This is a genomic window from Haloarcula sp. DT43 (genome assembly GCF_037078405.1).
GTDB classification, from domain to species: Archaea; Halobacteriota; Halobacteria; order Halobacteriales; family Haloarculaceae; genus Haloarcula; species Haloarcula brevis.
In genome coordinates this window covers 439,349-455,064 of the sequence record NZ_JAYMGZ010000004.1, presented here as the reverse complement: position 1 = coordinate 455,064, position 15,716 = coordinate 439,349, and the positions used below count along the sequence as shown (strand labels likewise).

Annotated in this window: 16 protein-coding genes; 3 read left to right on the top strand and 13 right to left on the bottom strand. The window is 54.9% G+C overall.

Annotation, left to right across the window (positions count from 1 at the left end; translation table 11 throughout):
• The 9 genes from VI123_RS16990 to VI123_RS16950 form a co-directional block, all read right to left on the bottom strand.
• The gene (locus tag VI123_RS16990; RefSeq protein WP_336339250.1) at positions 1-1,851 is read right to left on the bottom strand and encodes a hypothetical protein; all 1,851 of its coding nucleotides are present in this window, start codon (positions 1,849-1,851) and stop codon (positions 1-3) included.
• Entirely contained in the window at positions 1,848-3,080 is a 1,233-nt protein-coding gene (locus VI123_RS16985) for a sulfatase-like hydrolase/transferase (RefSeq protein ID WP_336339249.1), read from the bottom strand. Before VI123_RS16985 ends, VI123_RS16990 begins: the two co-directional genes overlap by 4 nt.
• Positions 3,073-4,245 carry a glycosyltransferase family 4 protein gene (locus tag VI123_RS16980; RefSeq protein WP_336339248.1) on the bottom strand — a complete coding sequence of 391 codons (1,173 nt, stop codon included), beginning with the start codon at positions 4,243-4,245 and terminating at the stop codon, positions 3,073-3,075. The genes VI123_RS16985 and VI123_RS16980 overlap by 8 nt, the downstream gene beginning before the upstream one ends.
• Positions 4,242-5,504 (bottom strand): sulfatase, encoded by a 1,263-nt coding sequence (locus VI123_RS16975; protein ID WP_336339247.1) that lies wholly within the window; start codon positions 5,502-5,504, stop codon positions 4,242-4,244. The genes VI123_RS16980 and VI123_RS16975 overlap by 4 nt, the downstream gene beginning before the upstream one ends.
• 187 nt (positions 5,505-5,691) lie before the next feature.
• Positions 5,692-6,804: a glycosyltransferase family 4 protein gene (locus VI123_RS16970; protein WP_336339246.1), complete on the bottom strand. Its 1,113-nt coding sequence runs from the start codon at positions 6,802-6,804 to the stop codon at positions 5,692-5,694.
• Between the two features lie 334 nt (positions 6,805-7,138).
• Positions 7,139-8,026 carry a hypothetical protein gene (locus VI123_RS16965; protein WP_336339245.1) on the bottom strand — a complete coding sequence of 296 codons (888 nt, stop codon included), beginning with the start codon at positions 8,024-8,026 and terminating at the stop codon, positions 7,139-7,141.
• Complete coding sequence (locus VI123_RS16960; RefSeq protein ID WP_336339244.1) at positions 8,023-8,199, bottom strand: hypothetical protein; 177 nt, start codon at positions 8,197-8,199, stop codon at positions 8,023-8,025. Before VI123_RS16960 ends, VI123_RS16965 begins: the two co-directional genes overlap by 4 nt.
• A 51-nt stretch (positions 8,200-8,250) precedes the next feature.
• Complete coding sequence (locus VI123_RS16955; protein ID WP_336339243.1) at positions 8,251-8,427, bottom strand: hypothetical protein; 177 nt, start codon at positions 8,425-8,427, stop codon at positions 8,251-8,253.
• A 74-nt stretch (positions 8,428-8,501) separates the two neighbouring features.
• Positions 8,502-9,737, bottom strand: a complete 1,236-nt coding sequence (locus VI123_RS16950) for a 3'-5' exonuclease (RefSeq protein WP_336339242.1) — start codon at positions 9,735-9,737, stop codon at positions 8,502-8,504.
• Positions 9,738-10,577: 840 nt separating this feature from the next.
• Here VI123_RS16950 and VI123_RS16945 point away from each other — a divergent pair.
• Positions 10,578-11,090 carry a metal-dependent hydrolase gene (locus VI123_RS16945; protein WP_336339241.1) on the top strand — a complete coding sequence of 171 codons (513 nt, stop codon included), beginning with the start codon at positions 10,578-10,580 and terminating at the stop codon, positions 11,088-11,090.
• A gap of 68 nt (positions 11,091-11,158) precedes the next feature.
• Here the strand turns inward: VI123_RS16945 and VI123_RS16940 are convergent, their stop codons facing one another.
• The gene (locus VI123_RS16940) at positions 11,159-11,542 is read right to left on the bottom strand and encodes a PIN domain-containing protein (RefSeq protein ID WP_336339240.1); all 384 of its coding nucleotides are present in this window, start codon (positions 11,540-11,542) and stop codon (positions 11,159-11,161) included.
• A complete protein-coding gene (locus VI123_RS16935) occupies positions 11,523-11,756 on the bottom strand; it encodes an antitoxin VapB family protein (RefSeq protein ID WP_336339239.1) in 234 nt (77 codons plus the stop codon). The genes VI123_RS16940 and VI123_RS16935 overlap by 20 nt, the downstream gene beginning before the upstream one ends.
• A gap of 252 nt (positions 11,757-12,008) precedes the next feature.
• On the opposite strand from VI123_RS16935, the gene VI123_RS16930 reads away from it, so the two are divergent.
• Positions 12,009-12,776, top strand: coding sequence for a LolA-like protein (locus tag VI123_RS16930; RefSeq protein WP_336339238.1), 768 nt, complete (start codon positions 12,009-12,011; stop codon positions 12,774-12,776).
• A gap of 51 nt (positions 12,777-12,827) precedes the next feature.
• On the opposite strand, the gene VI123_RS16925 is transcribed toward VI123_RS16930, so the two are convergent.
• A complete protein-coding gene (locus tag VI123_RS16925; RefSeq protein ID WP_336339237.1) occupies positions 12,828-13,394 on the bottom strand; it encodes a hypothetical protein in 567 nt (188 codons plus the stop codon).
• Between the two features lie 172 nt (positions 13,395-13,566).
• On the opposite strand from VI123_RS16925, the gene VI123_RS16920 reads away from it, so the two are divergent.
• On the top strand, positions 13,567-13,827 hold the full coding sequence (locus tag VI123_RS16920) for a ubiquitin-like small modifier protein 1 (RefSeq protein WP_336339236.1): 261 nt from the start codon (positions 13,567-13,569) through the stop codon (positions 13,825-13,827).
• Positions 13,828-13,841: 14 nt separating this feature from the next.
• Here VI123_RS16920 and VI123_RS16915 read toward each other — a convergent pair whose 3' ends face one another.
• A complete protein-coding gene (locus tag VI123_RS16915; protein ID WP_336339235.1) occupies positions 13,842-15,146 on the bottom strand; it encodes an acetamidase/formamidase family protein in 1,305 nt (434 codons plus the stop codon).
• Between the last annotated feature and the right edge of the window lie 570 nt (positions 15,147-15,716).

The following is a 15,716-nucleotide window of genomic DNA, read 5'->3' as shown; positions in this document are numbered from 1 at the left end:
CTACTGTTTTACAAATATCTCTGTCTCATTATTTGAATATATCTTATTATCGTGGTGGTTTTGGTTATGATGAAGGAATACGAATTGTCGATCACCTAAGCCCCGTCCACCACTATTTATGACTCCAGTAGTTGCTGCTGTGTTCGTGTATACATATTTATCACCGTGTCGAATTTGTATTGTGTCAACGACAGCTTTGGTGTCTGATGCCAGTTGATATGGGAGTTCAGTAGTTGGCGGAATCGTTTGGAGCGTAGATTTACTATTACCAGTATAGGTATTCACCCACTCATCCCCTGACGTCAACTGGCTCGTATTGTAATAACGACTATGCGGGACCTCATCTCCGATAATGGAAAGATGGAGACCTGCGATTGGAGAAGCCAAACTTAGAACTGCAAAAGCGAATACGAGCATACCCACGGTTTTTGGATTCACTAGTGAAATATCTGAACGGACAAGATAGACAAGTGTCACTCCTGCAAAAACATTTAAACCGAAGAGTCCTAAAAGTGAGTAAAATCGCTGTGGTTGCGTATCTGCTGCGTTGAACACGAGACTTATAAGCAAGAATACGGAAAGACACCCCATCCAGAAAGTTATTAGATCATATTCCCAGCTTATCTGACGGAGTGCAATTGCTGCACCCAATATCCCTAACCCGAACAAAATTGCTTCACCAGCAGTCGAAGCTAGAAGAAGTTCAATGGACAACTCTGAGTATCGGCCAGGACCACCACCGCTGCCTGTCGCTGTTGGAAAAAGTACCGACGTTAATAATCCGGTAAGGCGATTCAAGAGAGGCCCTGAGTGGATAGTTCCTACAATTGTTATTCCGTATGCTGCAACGAATGAAAGAGCTGGTATGTGACGGTATTTCTGGTGATTACTACTAGGGATAATTCGATAACATAGGATAAAGGCCGCAATTGCGACGATGAATATTAATGCAGCACCTGAACTGTACCGGTGGCCAAATATTAATGCTGGGCCGACAATTAGTCCGAGGACTGTCCACCGAATTTGCGACTTCTTCGGCGATACGTATTGTTTTATGACTACAATTCCCAATAAGAGGGTGAGTGCGTAAAAGAAGCTAAGCTTACCAGGATGAAGTCCACGGCCTAACGTCCACCCCATGGCTCCGAAAAATAATGCCCCATAGAGAGCGACTCGTGAGGATATCGCAGAAAAAACTTGATCAAGAATCGAAATAATCAGTAACGTTCCAGTTAGGATTAGGGTAGCTAGTATAAAATAACCTATCCTCGGGGAGAGACCTGTTATTATAGTATTCTCTGTGACAAACGCAAGATGTCCGAGATAGGGGATTTGACCTTCAATTCTCCCATATGTCAAGGCGTCTTGAATCAGGGGTAGATACTTTTCTCGCGTGTCAACCTGATACATGCCAGCTGGAAAAGCTAATTGAGTACTCCAGTATGTGAAGAACGTGAGAATAAGAAGTTGAGGAACTACTCGAATTTTCCGCGCACCAGTTGCGATTTCATACGCAATATATCCAGCAAATCCGCCAAATACTATGTAATGACTTATTGGACGCTCGTATATAGTCAACCGGTATATTACTAAAATGGCAACTACATATAGGCTGGTGACGATTATTGAAATCCGATAGTCAACGGGGGTAAACGATGATCTTTCTTTTTCTGGCTGAATTATGTGTAAAACAATAACAGCAGCTATCCCTCCTAGTGTAGCTCCCAGTATAGGCCCAAGAACCGACCTATATCCAATCGAGATGAACACATAGAGGGCCGCCAAACAGAGGACTGCGACCGGAATTGACCCATATCTCCGAACAAGTAGCTCAATTTCACGCAGATTCATTTATATCCAAGGTCTTGTAAGCGGGACTCTACGACATTTGATTCAAGTCCTGTTGCAGCATCAATCGATAGAGCTGATTCGTGTTCAGAGACAAACTCATCAAGTTGATCTTCCATTTGTTCATTGATGTCCTGATCATAGATGTTATTCTTCTCGTCGGGGTCTGACTCAAGATCATAGAACTCAGATTGAACAAGTTGACCACTTTCTCGATCAAACGATTTGATAAGCTTTCGATCTTCCGTCCGGATTCCAGTGTGTAAAAGGCCAGCATTGGGTTGTGGAGTCACCATCATTGCAGGCTGGGTATCAAGTGATTTTGGGCGTTGCCCATCCCAGTCATCCGGAACATCAATATTTAATCCACTAATGATTGCCGGGGCAAGGTCAATCTGACGAACGGTATCGGTTGATGCGAGATCTGGCACATTTTTCCAGAAAAGCGGAACTCGGACACATTCGTCGTACAACCGTTCATGATCATAATGACCATGATCAAATTCTTCTCCGTGATCTGCAACCGCGACTGTAATCGCATCTTCGTCAACAAATTCCAGTAAATTCGGGATATACTCATCGAATCGCTCAATAGTCTTGTTGTACAGTTCCCTCTGCACTGCCATATCATCCGCTGGCGTCTCGTCGCCGTAACGTTGATAATTGAGTATGGATCGATACGAGTCTAATAATCCAATGTCGCTTGCTTTTCGAATACCTGGGTAGTACGGCAGATGGGGCTCCATTAGGTGCATCCAGAGGAACTTCGGACCGTCCTGCTGGGCATACCACGCTGATGCCCGCTGAGCAACTTTCTCAGCGGAGACGCGTTTTTTCAGGAATGCTGTCCGATACCCCCGACTTAGCCATCGTTCTATTGCATTTGAATACCATTGCTCCGAATCCGAAGCAATTCCCCCATTCCAAAACGTATCAAAGTGATTGTCCCACTTGGAAACGTAGGGGTTACAGGCAACGAATCCAGCTGTGTTAAATCCTACATCTGATAGGAGACGAGGAAGAGAGGAGATATCTGAACGGAGATCGCCTGCTTTATCATAAGCATGCGGATAATATGAACTGCTTAGTATCGCTGGGAACACCCAATTTGTTGCAGCACCCGCACAGATTACTTCAGACCTGTTAGGAAGCCGTTCTGGTAGATTCGTCAGTAGGTGTGTAGTATCCGCACGCCACGAATCTACTGTGAGAAGTACAACGTCTCTATTCATTGTATTGCCTCTTAGCGGTCCCCACGGAATTATACATCTGTTCTACAGAGTTCACAATTGAATCCCAAGAAGTATCTTCTGCTTTTTCAATCGCATTTTGACTCAACTCTTTACGATAGTCTTCATTTTGGACGATTCTATTAATCGCTGTTGTAAGTGAGGGGACATTACGATTGACGAGGAGTCCTGTAGTTCCGTCATCAACGGCGGTCGGGATTCCGCCCACATCAGTGCCAATAACGGGTGTACCAGAAGCCATTGCTTCAAGCAAGACCAGCCCGAATCCTTCGTACAAGGAGGGCAGTACAAACACGTCTGCTGATGAATATAGTTCTGGGAGTTCGTCTTCCGATACATAACCCAAAAACCGGGTCTGTTCTGCTACATCAAGAGACTCTGCTGTCTCTTCAAGGTGGTCTTTATGTCTTCCTGTTCCTGCAATTAAAAATTCTATTTCTGCGTCCTTGATCTCGCTTAGCGATTTTAATGCTAAGTCTATACCTTTCCGCGGACCTATCCGGCCGACGTAGAGTAACGTTGTTTTCTCAGGACTTACAGCAGGATGCGTTTCCTCTTGGGGTTGAAACTTGTCTGTGTTGACACCGTGTGGAATCATCTGAACTTTCTTTTCACTAAAACCATATCGGCGAATGAGTTCCTCTTGAGCATGGTCACTTATAGAGATGATTCCATCTGCATATCGTCCGGCTAAGTAATCCATTACCACGTTCATCGGATAGAAGAAGAATTTCAAGAGGTAATCTGCCGGAGTTTCGAGTGCGACGGATTTTGTTTCCCCGATAGAGGTGCCATGGCCCGTTAGAACAACCGGTGGTTCGATATCGTTAAATGGGGTGACTAAAATCGTCGATGCTGGCGTCAAAGTTCCATGAACGATATCGTATTGGCTGAAATCAATTGTTCGACGCGCCTTGAAACTGAAATAGAGAGTTTCGAAAGTTACTAGCTTTTTCCGGGCTTTCGTAATCCGGTGTACGGTAACGTTCTCGTGGATATCAATCTCTTCGTTAGGATCGTCTACCCACTGCGTATAGACATCAACTTCGTGACCACGTTGGCCGAGTCCATCGGCTAACTCATATGCATAGGTTTCAGCTCCTCCTATGCCGGGCGGGAACATTTTTGATAAGATGCAGATTTTCATTCCTTGTATCCGAGAGCAGAAAGTCTACGTTCGATTTCATCGTCGTCAACTTCGTCTAAATCATTGACAACGTCAGTTTCACTAGTTCGGTGGGAAATGTGTTCACGTAACTTTTCTGTAACCTCACGGGACCCTGTTTCCGTGATCTCTGTCTGCTCAGTATTTGAATTCCATTCACCTAACGCTTTGCTATCTATACTTCGCGCGGAGAATCGGCGCATATGACTCTCAGATTTTTCGCCACGTGCTTGGGAAAATACGACTCGTTCCTTTGGCGGGTCACTAAGCAGAGAAAATAGCGATTCTCCCGGGCAGTCCACACTAATCCCCGCGTAATCGAAGATGGTAGGGGCGATATCCAGCATCGAGACTGGAGTCTCGCTATATCTATCCGCGTCTACTTCTGGTGATTTGAGTAGTAGTGGGACGTATGTGAGTTCATCGTGGAGATGACGAGGATGTTCGTAGTAGCCGTGTTCTCCGAATGCGTCCCCGTGATCTGACGTGATGATAATGAGTGACTCCTCTAAGAGATCTCTTTCTTCCAGATTCGCTAGAAAACTCTCAATATGCGAATCTGTATACCGTATTTCCCCATCGTAGAGGTTAATCAGAAACTCTTGTTCTGAATCCGTGACGGATTGCGGATCCCTAACAGCTCTCAAATAGAGTCTCTGGGCTTTTCTATCACTGATTGACCTGTTTTCAAAGAGCTCTCTGAACTCGGAAGGGGGCTCGTACGGACCGTGGACATCCATATAGTGATTCCAAAGGAAGAAGGGGTCATCCTCCTCTCGGTTATCAATCCATTTGAGTGACCGCTCATTTATACCGTCAGCCCTCACATAGTGCTTGTTACGGATTTTGTCAAGAGCCCGCTGAGCAAGTGCGATCAGCTTGTTCTTTCCAAAGTGGAGATCATCGTCATACGTATCAAACCCGTCGTCAGTCCCGAATGCCCGAGATGCATACGGGTTAGAGTGAAACGCAGCGGTGGAATATCCTTCTTTGGAGAGGGTGGATGCGATTGTTTGTGTATCTAATTTGTAATCAGACCCGATAGCGGTATCAGGGTATTGACCAGTAATCAGGGCAGGGACGGCCTCTCTCGTGTTCGAACTCGCGCTATACGGGTACTCAAAGAAGACGTTCGAGTCAGCAAATTCATCTAAAAACGGGGACGTCTCTCTTTGATACCCGTAACATGAGAGATGATCTGCTCGAAGTGCGTCTACGGAAAGGAGAATGACGTTCTTCATGATAATCTGGCAAATTTTGGTGTGAGATTCGATGTTTCCTCGTTCCGCATAAATATATCTGTAAGGCGGCGAACTATAGTCATACGGGAAACGTTTCTTTGAATCCTAATAAACGTAGTGTATCCCGTGACGGCAGGTCTATACACAATTAAATCACCGCCCCATAGACCGCTTTTGTACCATATATTCAGACAATTTGATACAGAGACTCCAACTGGTCAATTTTCGACTCCCAGTTAAACGATTCCTCGGCTGTTTTCCTTGAATACTGGGCAGTGGCTTCCCGCAGTTCGGGACTTCGGGATAATCTCTGTATGGCATTAGCTATGGACTCCGGCTCTGGCTGTGCTTTGAGATAGTTTTCGTTTTTAGTAAATACCTCAGGAAGCTGATTATCCTCAACTAGAATTGGAGGAGTGCCTGATGCCAGGCTTTCCAAAATCGTAAGCGTTGGAAGTGCATCCCCCGTTTGATCTGGTACGATCAACGCGCTAGCTTGACTATAGAGTTGAGAGAGCCTTTCAGACTCAACAAACCCCTCGAATTCCAGTATTTCACTTGAATCGGCCATCTCACGTACCTCCTTAGTTAAATCACCTTTTCCTACCACGCGAACTGAGCTGTCATGCCCGTAATTCTCCAGAACTTTGACCGTCTGAAGGAGCCTCTCAATTCCCTTCTTTTGAGTTAACCTTCCAACGTAGAGTACCTCATCTAGAGTCTCAGCAATATTCGGGCTGAACCTATCAACATCTACACCGTTATAGAGTACATCAGTACGATCTGCCCCGAGTTCTTCAAGGTAATCTGCGATATTCTGGCTTACGGCTATGCAATGATCGGCTTGGTTGAGAACCAAACGACCCACTATCGCATCATTCAGGCGTTCTACAGAATTCACTATCGGAGAATAATCGACAAAGGGGGTGTGCTGATGGAGTAGGGTGGGTATTTTCCGATGGCGTAATGCTAGAAGGGGAAGCAGTGAGGTAAGGTAATTCAACCCGTGGACATGGAGAACATCTGTGTCATCGTCTACAACGGTGCGAGTTACTCGTATACAATCAACTGGATTCGGGATCGGGTAGGGAATTCCAAGATCCTCAAGTAGATTCATCGCTGAATAGCGGACGACGGTATAACCGTCTCGTGAATCCTTTCGTGAATCAGAGTCGATATCCGACGTGACAATAGTGATATCGTGGCCTCTCTCTGCAAGACGTTTGGCGTGGTTCTCAACCACACTCTCAATACCCCCTACATGAGGGTAAAAATAGTGCGTGAAGATGACGATTTTCATATGTTGGGGAACACCCGTATTAGGTAAAATGCATCCTTTTTATCTTCTGTCTCAGCCTCGATCCCTGATGAGCTACAACGGGACAAAGAGTTGATTAACTCCACCTCTGAAGAAAGCACTAGAATGTCGATCAAGAAGCTCCTATCGCTAGTGCTAGTTATAGGGGGAATCGGAGTAACTCTCTGGGTAGGGCTGGACGCAGTAATGCGTGGGGTACCGAGATGGAGAAGAATATGGGTGGTGCCCGACAAGTTGTGAAAGATGACCGGACGAAGACGCAGGATGATCGAGAACTGAGATAGGTCAAACTAAATCGGCCTTCGAGAGGCCGCTATTAGCTTTCACTCGTATAGGACATCGCATCGTACAGCCCCCGAGCAATTTCGTATGTCCCACTATCGAGCGCCCCATCCTCTGGATAATCCAGATTCTGCACCCCACACACGCCTTTCAGCGCCACCGTAGGCGGATCTTCGTCATCCAGGTCAGAACTGTACTCGTCACGCGCTGCCAAACAGACCCGAAGCGCATCCTCCGGATCCTGCATGACGTCCGCTGCATTCCCGCAGTCCCTGATGCCTTCGATGACCGCAATCAGCTGGAGCGCACCTCCACCGTCGTCGTGGGCCCAGCACTTCCACCCGTTCTGGCTATCCACACCGAAGTTCGTGCTGTCCTTGTCGTCCGGCCCGGGATTGTCGTGGGACGTCGTCGCCCCATGGACGGGATGCGGACCCTGTCCGTTCCTTCCGTACGTCCGGAACGGTCCGGTGTTCGCTATCGGAACCGGATCGAGGTCGTAGTACTTTGACCGACTACCCCCACTCTGGTCGCCCCGAATCTGGGACTGGTACCGTTCGATCACGGCATTGGCCTGCTCTTGGTCGCTCAGCTGATCCTCCTCATCGACGTACTCCTCGACCAACTCGTCAATCACGTTCTGTGCCTCAGGGACAGTGTGCCGCTGTGTATTCTCGATGTGCAGCCACGTCGTCCCGACCACCCGACCGTTGGCCGGGTAGCCGTAGATCTCGATGTGCCCGCACTCATTCAACTCCTCCATAATCTCCCGCCCATCGACGTCGCCGGGAATCCGTCCCTTCACGAAGACGTGCGCACCGGTCATCGACCGTGACACCTCCGCGTATCCACCGAGTGACTGGATGATGTCCCACGCCTCTCGCGTCATCACACCCGTCCCGTCGTCTCGAACGTCGGTCACGTCGTCCAGACGACGAGCATGAGTGGTCCGTCGTCTGGCTGGAAGTCCGCGTGGGGCACGATCACCATCGGATACAACGGACGCGGCTCTACGGCCTCGCCGTCGTCTGTCGTTCCCCAGTACCACGTCGGATCGACGTGACCGTCCACAGTTCCATTCAGCGCCTTCATCACGTCGCCGAACCGTCCACCGACTCGGTGGTCCCACGATACCGAGTCTCGACCTCACTTCACCGTCCCTGCGTAGCCGTCGTTGAACGGGGCACGCGGTTGCTTCTGTTCCAGATCCCAGCAGAACCAGTTCCGGACCGTTTGCCCGAATTCGATCAGGTCCTGTGGAATCACACGGTCGGCGTCGTGTACCGAGTCAGGGAGCTCCAACAGGACGTGCTCATCAGTCACCTCGTCAACGCGTACCGGACTCCCCGTAACCGCTGACGCGTCTGGAGGCCGTGTCGACGCACTCTTCTCCGTTGTCATCGGTCGTCAGCACCCCCGTCCGTCATCGCTTCGCTCGCCTGTCGCCGAGCGGACGCCGCCGCCTGCGGCGCGAGATTCCCCGGCAGATGATCGATGGCTCCAGGGAAGGCGTCGTACATCAGGTGCAGTCGCTCTGACGCTCTGCTCAGGCCGACGTACCACGTCCGGGCTTCGTTCTGGCGCGTCTCCTCCGACCGATCCATCTCGCGGGCGATCTTCCCTGTGATTCCATCGAAGCAGCAGACGTCCGTGGCCTCGGCTCCCTTGCTCGCGTGGATGGTGAGGACGCGAACGTGATGCGTGTCTTCGACGACATCATCGTACCGCGGGAGTGCTCGACGGAGTGCCTTCAGGTCGTGATCGGTCAGGTCGCCCTTCGTGAGCCGCTTCACGCTCGCAGCACCAGTGGTGTACTCCTGCCAGAACTCCGACGTCGCTATCTCCTCGACGTCACGGATGGTCACCACGCGTTCCTCGCGGCGATGTTCCGCAGCCAAGTCCTCAGCGTCGTCACGGGACAGGGTGAGCGTCCGCGCGTTGGCGTGATCGAGAAGTTCAGCGAACTCGTCGGCTGTGAACCGGAGGCTGATCGCGTCGGCGGCGTCGGTGGCGTACTCGTCGAGTCCGCGGCCGTGGTGTGCGTCGCCGTACGTCGCCGGTACCCGCTCCAGTTTCTTCAGCGCGTTGAAGACGTCGAGGCGATGGCCGTCCCATCCCCAGCCGCCGGGACCGCGCTGGCCGTCGTGGATGATGCCGGCGCGATCCAGCGCCACCGACACGCCCCGCGCCCATCGTCGGGTTCGGGCGAGGTACAGGATCGACCGCTCCGTGTCGGCGATGAACTCGTTGTACAGCCACGCTGGCGACCCGGGCGTGGATTCACTCGGCGTCGTCCAGTCACTGGTCCGGCCTTCTGGCGGTTTGATCGGCGGCGCGTTGTACGTCAAGATCTCCGACCGACCGGTGCGCTCGACCGGTGGCGGCGTGAATTCTTTCTGGAGCATCCGCGTGGCCGACTGCCAGTGCTCCTCACCGACGCGGTAGGTCCTGTCCAGCAGGATCTCCGGCAGGTGGTCCAGCCGCTCCGTGAAGAATCGCGGATGGGAGCCGGCGTACTGATTGACCACCTGCAGCGGGTCACCGCCGGCAATGGCGGTATCCGCGTGCTCGAACCACTTTTCGGCGACAGCTGCCATCAAGGGCGTCGCGTCGTGGTACTCATCGACGACCATGACCCGCGTCGGCGGGAGCGACGAGCCGTCCAGCGCTGCTTCGAGGAGTTCCCAGAAGTCGTGCCAGCCGCGCTGGGCCTTGAAGTCCTGGTACTTCTCCCACTCCGCCTGGACATCGACGCCGGGCCACTTCTCCTCTCACTAGTGGCATGCCGTCTACCAACAGTAAACTCTGAACGACTGCTCGGGGGTCCACGACTGTTGCTCAGATCATGATGTGTCTCTGTCGGCACCGATCAATGGCCAGTACACTCGGTACGTGGTGTGTGCCTGTGGGAGTCACTCGCGGAATACAGTAAGATGGCAGTCGGGTCGAATACTCGATTCGGCTTGCGACTTCGCGGCTTTTGCCAGTTCAAACCCCGCTATCTGGCGTTCATCGGGGCTCGTGGAGAACCCGAGCTTACACTCGGTGTGGGGTGTGTCTGAGAAGGGCCGTTGTCGTTCAGACACCAACAGCCAGTACACTCGGTGTGAGGTGTGCCTGGGACAGACTTCTCGTCAATCAGGTAGCGACAATCACACCCTGTCTCGACTCTATCCCCGCGTCACCCATTCCAGAACACTACCCACATCGGCAGCCGTGGAGCCGCTCTGGCAATTATCGTCGAAATAGAGGTGCCAATCCGCACACGGACCAACTGTTATCAAAGACACTGAACACGGTGAGGTGTGTCCCAGCAATGGCAGCGCGTCTACACTCAACAACCCAAGAGGGCACTCACAGCGCCCTCTGTGACGCGATCAATGTGAACTGCGTATCTGAAGCAATAGCACACGAAAGCCCCATCCCACACAAGGCATTTCCTCGCAGACGGCTTCATCACTACCAATCAGAGCATGGTCCTCCCGATTGAGCACTTCATCATCGCCCTCCTTCCAGTCGCAGGATACGCACTCCTCCGGGACAGACGGCTCCCGTCGCTCCGGCTAGCCGCGGTCACGTTCTTCGGGAGCCAGTTCCCGGACCTCGTCGACAAGCCACTGGCGTACGAACTCTATCTGATTCCCTCCGGGCGGGTGTTCATGCACTCGCTGCCGTTCGCGATTCCGCTCTCGATTGTCGTCATCGCATACGCCGTCCGAACAGACCGTCCCAGACTTGGGGCGGCGTTTGCGTTCGCGCATCTCTCACACCTGGTAGCAGACAACCAACGTATCCTGCCACCGGACTTCTACGTATCGCCGGACCTGCTCTGGCCGCTCCGGCCGCCAGTCGCACGCTCGTCGGTCCCGCAGTGGGTCGGCGAGGGCGCAGTGAACCTTCACCTCTGGACCGGGTTCTCGGTGGTCGTCCTCGCGCTGGCGGCGTACGTCTTGGTCGGTGACCTGCAAACGCATCTCGACCTGTAACTGCTGTCAGCCGACTGGGACTCGCCTGAGCTAGACATGTCGGTGACTGTGGCTCGAATAGCGAAGAATCAGTACGTTTCCGTGTCGAGTCCGTCCACGCGGTCGAAGTGATCATCACGAGTGACAAGTGACCCAGACGAGTCTCGAACCATCCCAGCGATGAGGGTGTCCATCGCTCCGATCTTTGCCCCCTTCTCGCGGAGCTCTGTCTTGATTACTGCGGCTTCCGCTGCACCGTCAACGGTGAGTTCAAGCGGCTCTACCCACTCCAGGTCTTCCTTGGCGTCTTTGATGCCGTCTCGTCCCCGCAACCGAGCAGCACCGACAAATACCTCGTGGAGTGAGACGGTGGGTGCAAAAATCGGCAACTGCCTATTTTCCTGGAGAAATTGGGCTATCGCCTCCTCGCCATGCAGATAATCAATGAGCGCGTTAGTGTCCAAACAATTCATCCTGACGCTCCTCGAAGTCCTCGGCAAGTTCCTCACGCCCCTCCACAACCTCGTCCCGCAGTCCGCTGTCTTTCCACGCACCGAACCCCTTCATCAGGTCCTGTTCGCCGCCGGTTATCCGGAGCAGGGTGTCTGTAAAGCTCTCATCCTCCCGCTTCATCTCGCGTAACCGCTCGTACGCTTCTTCTGTCACAGTGATTGTTTTCGTCGCCACAGTGTAAACATACATGTACACATACAAATAGCTACCGAGCACATACAACACGGAACGAACTGCCTTGGGGTCAAGCCCCGAGGCACTCGGCCTGTTCCGCCTGTAGATGGGTGGTTATGGAGGACCGATACCGTTCTTGTTCCATTCTACCGGAGTGCTTTCCCAGGGTTGAGGCCCGATGGTTATCAGCCATCACTCCGCCACGGGTCAACTCCGCGACGTTTTTAGAAGCCAGGCATACGAGGGTAGCGTATGCGACGACTGGTCCTCGCCGTATGCCTCGTGTCCCTCCTCGCGGGGTGTGGCACATTCATCGGTGATAGCCCGCCGCCGAGCGACGAACGCGCCGTCGCGGCCGTCGAGGAGGCGAACCGTTCGATAGCCCCCGTCGACGCGTACCGATTCGAGATGGACATGCACGTGGCCGCGTCGGCCGACGGCCAGTCACGGACCGTACAGGTCGACGGGGACGGTGCGGTCAACGTCTCTGCAAAGCGGATGCGGGCGACGTCACAGACCCAGGACCAGACGGTCGACTCCTACGTCGACGGGTACAGAGCGTACCAGGGGTGTCAGGAGCCATGGGGCGGCTACGCCGTCGAGAACGTCTCCCGGACCGAGCCGTGGGCGACCGCGACGCCGCTCCATCGGCAGGTCCTGCTGTTCGAACGCTCGAACGTGTACTGGCGCGGGAACGAGACGCTCGACGGCAACCGGACCGTCCTCGTGACGGCCTCTCCGAGCGCCGATACCCTCGAATCGATTATGGACCGCCGCCGGACCGGTGACGTCGGTCTGGACGGTGCCTCGCTAGAGAACGCGACGGCTCGACTGTGGCTCGACCCGGAGACGAACCGGCCGGTGCAGTCGGAGTTACGGATACGGATATCGCAGCGTGGCGCGACCGCGACTGCGACGATTACGGTCCAGTACACGGGGTACGACGAGCCGACCCGAGTCTCGATTCCGCCGGACGTGTACGACGACCCATACCAGCTCGGCTGTCCCGGGGCCGGCTGACGCCGGTCGTCGGTGAGGTTCGGCCGCGGGGCCAGCGCGTCGGGAGCTCGCTCAGTCCGACCAGCTTTCGTACAGGTCACGCCCGACCACGCCCAGGCCGACGAGCGTGATGAGGTTGAGGAGGAAACCGCCGACGACCGGAATCGCGAAGGGGACTGCCAGCAACAGCGCGCCGGCGACCCCGTCGGTTACGCTGACGGTCCCGTCGTCTCCGATGACCGAATTGCCGACCCAGACGGCGGTAATCCCGGTGCCGACGATACCGAGGACGCCGAGAAGGAGCAGTCCGGGAATCGAAATCAGCGCGCCGATGACCGTCAGTGCGAGCAACACCAGTCCGATGGGAAGCAGAATGCCGACAAGAATCCCCCAGCCGATGGCGGCGCCGGGGTCGTCCTGAATCTCTCGCACGGCGTTGGTGGTGTATTCCGGGCCGATAGCGGCGGCCGCGGCACCCAATACTGCGAGAACGACGAAGCCGATACCGAACTGGAGGACCACTCCGAAGGCCGGGTTTGTGAAACCGTCCGGTGCCGTCGACTGTGCTGTTGCGACCCCGGAGAGTCCGAGTACGGCGAGGAGACTCCCGAGGCTACGGAGGGCATGCTTGGAGGGCATCGTAGCGTCTCTCCCCTTTCGATTGGGAATGTAAACATCTTCTGGGAGTGTGAGTCCTGTCATGCCGGTCGCCGATGTCCACGCTCTCGATACGTCTCGTCGAGCTACTGACATCGGGTCGAGAATCCGAGCGAGACCTGTCTTTTTGAACTCCGCGACACGACTAGTCAACGTGGAAGTGACTGTGTACGGCCCGCTTCGGGCGGCGACGGGGGCGAAGACGGTCGAAGTCGGAGCCGACGGTGACACGGTCGGAACCGTCATAACGGCCTTAGTCGACGCGTATCCGCGTGCGGAATCACAGCTGGTCGACGAAGACGGCGACCTTCGGCCGAGCGTGCGTGTGATGGTCGGCGGCGAGAGTGCCGACCGCGACGAACGGGTGCCGCCCGGCGCGGCGGTCGAGATTTTCCCGGCGATGCGCGGCGGCTGAGCGTCGGTGCGTCGCTACAGGTCGTACTGTTCGCGGACGGTATCGGCGAGGCCACGGTCTTCGAGCAGGTCCATCGGCGCGAGCATCGAGAGCTGCACGACGCCGGGCAGCCGCGCGATTTCGACGCCGCCGGTGAACGTACATCTCGCTCGGACCTCGCCCTCCGACATGTCGAACAGCGTGCCGGCGCGTGCGAACGCGTTCTCGGTGGCGTCGTTGATGGTCGCGCCGGACCCGATAATCTGGAGCGGCGCCGCGTCGACGACGTCGTCGACCTGATGTTCGGCGGCGAGGGCGTCGCCGGCCGCTCGTTCGGCGTCCGTGTACGGTTTGGCGATGTCCGGCAGGTCCGACTCGTTCGGGAGCAGGAGCGGGCCGTCGATGTCGAGGCCTTTGATGACGCTGACTTCGAGTTCGGTGCGGCCGCTCACGTCGGTCGTGTGAAGCGAGAGTTCGCCGTCGCCCTGGTTTGCGTGCAGGTCACCGACGTACAGTCCCGCGCCGTCGATTTCGACGGGACAGATGAGCGTCGCGCCGGGGCGGACGTCGTTCGAGTCCAGGTGACCGTCCGTACGGGCGTCCAGCGCCGCTTCGTCGGGGAGACCCCAGTCGTGGTCGGCACCGATGAGGAACTGGCCGAAGTCACCGGCGTTGTGTGAGTCGGGGAACTCCACCGACGGCGTCGTGCCGATGTTCCCGATGAACGGCCGGAGATGGCCGAGCGTCCCGGGTATCTCGTCGGGCTTGTACAACAGAATCGGGTGTTGCCGGGAGTGTTCCGGCAGTGCCATCGCCTCGTCGGCGCGTTCCGCGAGGTCCGCGGCGCCGTCGGGGCCGACCGTCAGCCCGACCGAGCGGTCATCGTCGAACGCGACGGTGTAGCCGAACTCGAAGCCAAACGAGGAGGCGTTGGCCCCACACTCCGCGCAGCGAATCGCGTCCTCGCCGGTGCCCTCAACGACGCTGTCGGGCCACTCGGTCCCACACTCCGGACACCGGTGGTCGACGAACGGGTCGCTCCCGAACGCGCCCTCGCGCTCGGCCATGCTGCCCGTGCTCGTCGCGACGCTCGTCACCTCAACGTCCTTGATGTGGACGGCGAGGGCATCGCCAGGCTCGGCGTTCTCGACGCGGATGGGACGTGTCACCTCGTGGCCGCCGCGGAACTCGGGAGTTATCATCGGTCCCCAGCACGCGGGCGGCGTGTGCGTGCGAACGGTCCCACCGTCGGCGACCGTCCCGGCCCACTCCTGGTCCGGGCCGACGAGTCCCAGTGTGAACCTGTCGACGTCGAGTTCCTGCTGGATTTGCTCTGACATACATTCTCAAGCACGGGCTATTGGAGAATAAATCATCGTGTGGATCGAATCGTCCCCAAGTGTCGACCTGCACAAACAAACGTCCGCCACGGTACGTTCCTCAACTCCACCGCGAAGTCCCACTGACGGTGCTCATCTGACCCACAACTAGGCGCTGGAGCGTCTCGCGTTTGCAGACTTTTCGAACTCTCGGCCGAGTAGCCTCGGTACCTGAACGTTTGCTTACGACCCGTCGAGTAAGGTTCTCTTCACGCGCACCGCTGACATCACACCAGGTCGTCCAAGGATAGCGGCCAGCGTCTCGATTATCCTCGGGAACTAACGAGTCGTCTGGATCGCCGCTATTCTGCCGGGTTACAACCCCTTCCAGCTACACACTACAGGAACGAAGTAAATTCTCCTGTAAAGCCACTCGAATCGCGGAGCCTCTGTTTAGCATGGTCCCGATGAAACCGTGGTACAGAGCTGTAAATTATAGGCACGCAATTATGTCATACAGAGTTTATTTCTTTGCCCCATATCTAAATATGTTGAATTATAAAGCCCATACCAATACAGGCCCGGTTCTAC